Below are 4,407 nucleotides of genomic sequence, written 5' to 3' on the forward strand. Positions count from 1 at the left end.
GCGCCGCACCCTGCCGCAGGCACTCGCCGCCGTGCCGGGGCTGAACATCGTCCAGATCGGCGGGCCGGGCGGCCAGACCTCGGTCTTTATGCGCGGCACCAATTCCAATCACGTCAAGGTGCTGATCGACGGCATCGAGGCGAACGATCCCTCGACGCCGAACCGCTCCTTCGATTTCGGCTCGATGCTGACCGAGGATATCGAGCGCATCGAGGTGCTGCGCGGCCCGCAGAGCGGCCTCTACGGCGCCAATGCGATCGGCGGCGTGATCTCGATCACGACGAAGCGCGGCGAGGGCCCGCCGAGAGTGAGCGCGCGCGTCGAGGCCGGATCGCACGGCACCTTCAACCAATCCTTGGGGTTAAGCGGCGGGGACAACCGCTTCAACTACGCCTTCAACGTGGCCCATACGCGCTCGGATTCGACCGACTCGGTCCCGCCCCGCCTGATCGTGCCGGGCAGGCGGGTGAGGCCGAACGCCTATGATTCCTACACCTATTCCAGCCGTATCGGCGTCGCGCTCTCGGATACGCTGAGCCTCAACTGGGTCGGCCGCTATACCGACGGCAAGTTCCTGTCGGCCTATGATTCCGGCTTCCCGAGCCGCCCGACCGCCTATCGCTCCGGCCAGAACTATGCCCAGGCCTTCACCCGCGGCGAGATCGTCTGGGATCCGCTCGGTGGCCGTTTCGTCAACACCTTCGGCGTCTCCTATTCCAACCAGGATCGGTCGTCGCGGACACCGTCGATGACCGGCCTGCTCGGATTGCCGACCGAGTATCTCGGCGAGCGCACCAAGCTGGATTGGCGCGGCAATCTCGAACTCGCCAAGGGCCATAACGTCATCATGGGCCTGCAATACGAGCGCGAGAGGCTGGATACGACGAGCCTCGTCGCCTCCAACGGCAACAAGGCCGGCTTCCTCGAATATCAGGGCAATCTGCAGGACCGCTATTTCCTCGCGGCCAATATCCGCCACGACGTCGACGAGGCCTATGGCGCCCATACGACCTGGCGCGTCGCGCCGGCGATGATCGTGCCGGGCAGCGAGACCAAGCTGAAGGCCAGCTACGGCACCGGCTTCAAGGCGCCGACCTTGAACGAGCTCTTCGTCGATTATCGTCCGGGCTTCAATTTCCGTGGGAATCCCGACCTCAAGCCCGAGCAGAGCCGCGGCTGGGATGTCGGCCTGGAGCAGCCGCTCTTCGACAAGCGCCTGCTGGTCGGCGCGACCTGGTTCCAGAACGACATCGACAACCTGATCGTCACCAATGCCAGGGGCGATTCCTACGCCAATGTCGGCAGGGCACGGACCAAGGGCGTCGAGGCCTTTGCGGCGCTGGAGATATCGCCGCAGTTCCGGATCCGCGGGGATTATACCTTCACCCTCGCCAAGGACGAGATCGCGCGGCAGGAACTGCTGCGCCGGCCCCGCCACAAGGCGAGCCTGACCGCGACCTGGTTGCCGATCGACAAGCTCAGCCTCTCGGCGACGCTGATCCATATCGGTTCGTGGGTGGACGGCAATCGCGACTTCTCGGTGCGCCGCCTGAACGCCAAGGGGGCGACGCTGGTCAACCTCGCCGCGGAATACAAGGCGACCGACAAGGTGACGGTGTTTGGGCGGATCGATAACCTCTTCGACAAGCGCTGGGAGAATCCGGTCGGTTTCCTCGCGCCGGGCCTCGGTGCTTTCGGCGGTGTCAAGGTGGCCTTCGGCGGATGACGTTTGCCCTCATTCTGCGGCGCCTGCGCCGCGCTGGTCTGATCATCGTCGCGCTCTCCGGCGCGGCGATGTCGGCTGCGCTTGCTGTCGAGCGGCCGGCGCGCATCGTCTCGCTCAACATGTGCACGGACGAGCTCGTGCTGCGTCTGGCCGATCCCGCACGCATCGCTTCGGTGACATGGCTGTCGCAGGACCCGCGCAACGCCAACATGGCCGAGGCCGCTCGCGGGATCCCGGCCAATCACGGCCTCGCCGAAGAGGTGCTGGGCTTCAAACCCGATCTCGTCGTCGCCGGCACTTACACGACGCGCGCGACGGTTTCGCTGCTCGGGCGTGTCGGTGTCGGGGTCCGGGAATTCGGCGTTCCCCGCAATCTCGCGGAGATGAAGACGCAGGTCGCCGAGATGGCCGATCTGCTCGGCGAGTCCGCGCGCGGGCAGGCGCTGCTCGCCGAAATCGAACAACGCCTTCAGGCGCTCGCGGCGCGCCGCGTCGACAGGCCGTTGCGGGCGATCGTGCTGCGCCCCAGCGGTTTCACGGTCGGCCGCGGTTCGCTCGTCGACGAAATCCTGACCCGTGCCGGCCTCATCAACATCGCCGCGGAGCTGGGCGTCGAGAGCTACGGCCAGATCGCGCTCGAAACCGTGGCGCTCGGTGGCGCCGAGATCCTGATCCTGAACGAGACCCCGGACGGTCCGCCGTCGCTGGCGCACGAGATCCTGCATCATCCCGTGATCGACCGGCTCGGTGGTCGCTTGAAGCTCGTCGCGCTGCCGTCGCGGCTCTGGACCTGCGCCGGGCCGAGCGTGCTCGACGCGATCGAATTGCTGGTGCGTGCCGTGGAGGAGAAGCGATGATGCCGGATGCTTCACCCGGCTTCAGGCCGGCGCCGCTGCTGGGATCGCTCGCCTTCGCCACTCTGGCGATGACCGCGATCTCCATGGCCGTCGGCTATGCGCCTTTACCGCTCGGCCCGGCGGTGACGGACCTCCTCGCGGGGCAGAAAAGCCTGCCGGCGCTCGTGCTCTACGAACTGCGCCTGCCGCGTGCCCTACTCGGCGCGCTCGTCGGCTTCAGCCTCGGCATGGCCGGCGCGGCGATGCAGGGGCTGCTACGCAATCCGCTGGCCGAGCCCGGCGTGATCGGCATTTCCAGCGCCGCCGCCTTCGGTGCCGTGCTCGTCTTCTATAGCGGGCTCTCCGCCAGTCTCGCGCTCGCCCTGCCGCTCGGCGGCATCGCTGGCGCGCTCGTGGCAACGGTGATCCTCTTCATCCTGCTCGGCCGCGGCGCGAGCACGACCACGCTGATCCTCGCGGGCGTGGCGCTCAACAGCTTCGCGGGAGCGGCGACCGCGCTCGCGTTGAACCTCGCGCCCAACCCCTATGCGGCGCTGGAGATCGTGTTCTGGTTGATGGGCTCGCTGGCGGATCGCAGCATGAACCACGTCGCCCTCGTCCTGCCCTTGATGCTGCTCGGCTGGGCCTTGCTCGCCTCGACGGCTCCGGCGCTCGATGCGCTCGGCCTCGGCGAGGACACGGCGGCCAGCCTCGGCTTCGATCTCGGCTGGCTCAGGGCACGCTTGATCGGCGGCGCGGCGCTCGCCGTCGGCAGCGCGGTTGCCGTGACCGGCGCGATCGGCTTCGTCGGCCTCGTCGTGCCGCATCTGCTGCGCCCGCTGGTCGGCCATCGGCCGGGCCGGTTGCTCATCGCCAGCGGCTTCGGCGGCGCCATTCTCGTGCTTGCGGCCGATATCGGCGTGCGGCTCATGCCCATCCGGCCGGAGCTCAAGCTCGGCGTGGTGACCGCGCTGATCGGCGCGCCCTTCCTCTTCGCGCTGGTGCAGCGCCTGCGCCGGGAGGCCTTGTGATGGCGATCATGGCGTCCGGCATCACGGTTTCGCTCGGCGGCAAATCGATTCTGCAAGAGGTCGACGCGCAGATCCGGCCTGGCGAGTTGCTCGGCCTGATCGGGCCCAACGGCGCCGGCAAGACGACCTTGCTGCGGGTGCTGGCGGCGCTGCTCGCGCCGGACCGTGGCAGCGTCGACTATGACGGCGCCTCGGCGCGTGCTCTAGGGCGGGGCACGCTTGCGCGCCGCGTCGCCTTTCTGACCCAGGGTGGCGAAGCGCCACCAGCTCTCTCCGTCGAGGCCCTGGTCGGGCTCGGCCGCTTGCCGCATCGGCGCCCCTTCACCGACGCCGGTGACGCTGACCGGGAGGCGATCACGCGGGCGCTCAGGCTCTGCGATGTCGCCGGCTTCGCCGGCCGCGCGGTTGGCACGCTCTCGGGTGGCGAGCGCCGTCGCGTCCTGCTGGCGCGGGCGCTGGCGGTGGAGGCGCCCTATCTCCTCGCGGACGAGCCGCTGGCGGGGCTCGATCCGCGGCATCAGCTCGATACCCTGCAACTGCTGCGCCGGATCAGCGGCGAAGGCACCGGCGTGGTCGTCGTGCTGCACGACCTGACGCTCGCTGCCCGCTTCTGCGACCGGCTCCTCCTGCTCGACCACGGCCGGCTGATCGCCGACGGGTCTCCCGCCGCAGTTCTCGACGATGTCAGGCTCGCGCAGGTCTTCGGCATCCAGGCCCTGCGCGGCGCCCATGCCGGCGAGCCCTTCCTTCTGCCCTGGCGCACCCTCGACAACGAAAAGACCGCTTCATGACCGGAACCGATACGGTGCGCAGG

At 68.6% G+C, this 4,407-nt stretch carries 4 protein-coding genes; all 4 read left to right on the forward strand.

All coding sequences use genetic code 11. The features are described from left to right. Window positions 1-1,726 (forward strand): TonB-dependent receptor plug domain-containing protein (locus JHD80_RS26710; RefSeq protein ID WP_199093535.1); only part of this gene is annotated, 1,726 nt, incomplete at its 5' end. Then, window positions 1,723-2,583 (forward strand): ABC transporter substrate-binding protein, encoded by an 861-nt coding sequence (locus JHD80_RS26715; RefSeq protein WP_199093537.1) that lies wholly within the window; start codon window positions 1,723-1,725, stop codon window positions 2,581-2,583. The genes JHD80_RS26710 and JHD80_RS26715, both read left to right, overlap by 4 nt. Continuing rightward, window positions 2,580-3,593, forward strand: coding sequence for an iron ABC transporter permease (locus JHD80_RS26720; protein WP_199093539.1), 1,014 nt, complete (start codon window positions 2,580-2,582; stop codon window positions 3,591-3,593). Before JHD80_RS26715 ends, JHD80_RS26720 begins: the two co-directional genes overlap by 4 nt. A gap of 8 nt (window positions 3,594-3,601) precedes the next feature. Continuing rightward, the gene (locus JHD80_RS26725) at window positions 3,602-4,384 is read left to right on the forward strand and encodes an ABC transporter ATP-binding protein (RefSeq protein WP_465246564.1); all 783 of its coding nucleotides are present in this window, start codon (window positions 3,602-3,604) and stop codon (window positions 4,382-4,384) included. Window positions 4,385-4,407: the final 23 nt, after the last annotated feature.

The organism is Allobosea sp. ASV33 (genome assembly GCF_016428755.1).
Lineage (GTDB): Bacteria > Pseudomonadota > Alphaproteobacteria > Rhizobiales > Beijerinckiaceae > Allobosea.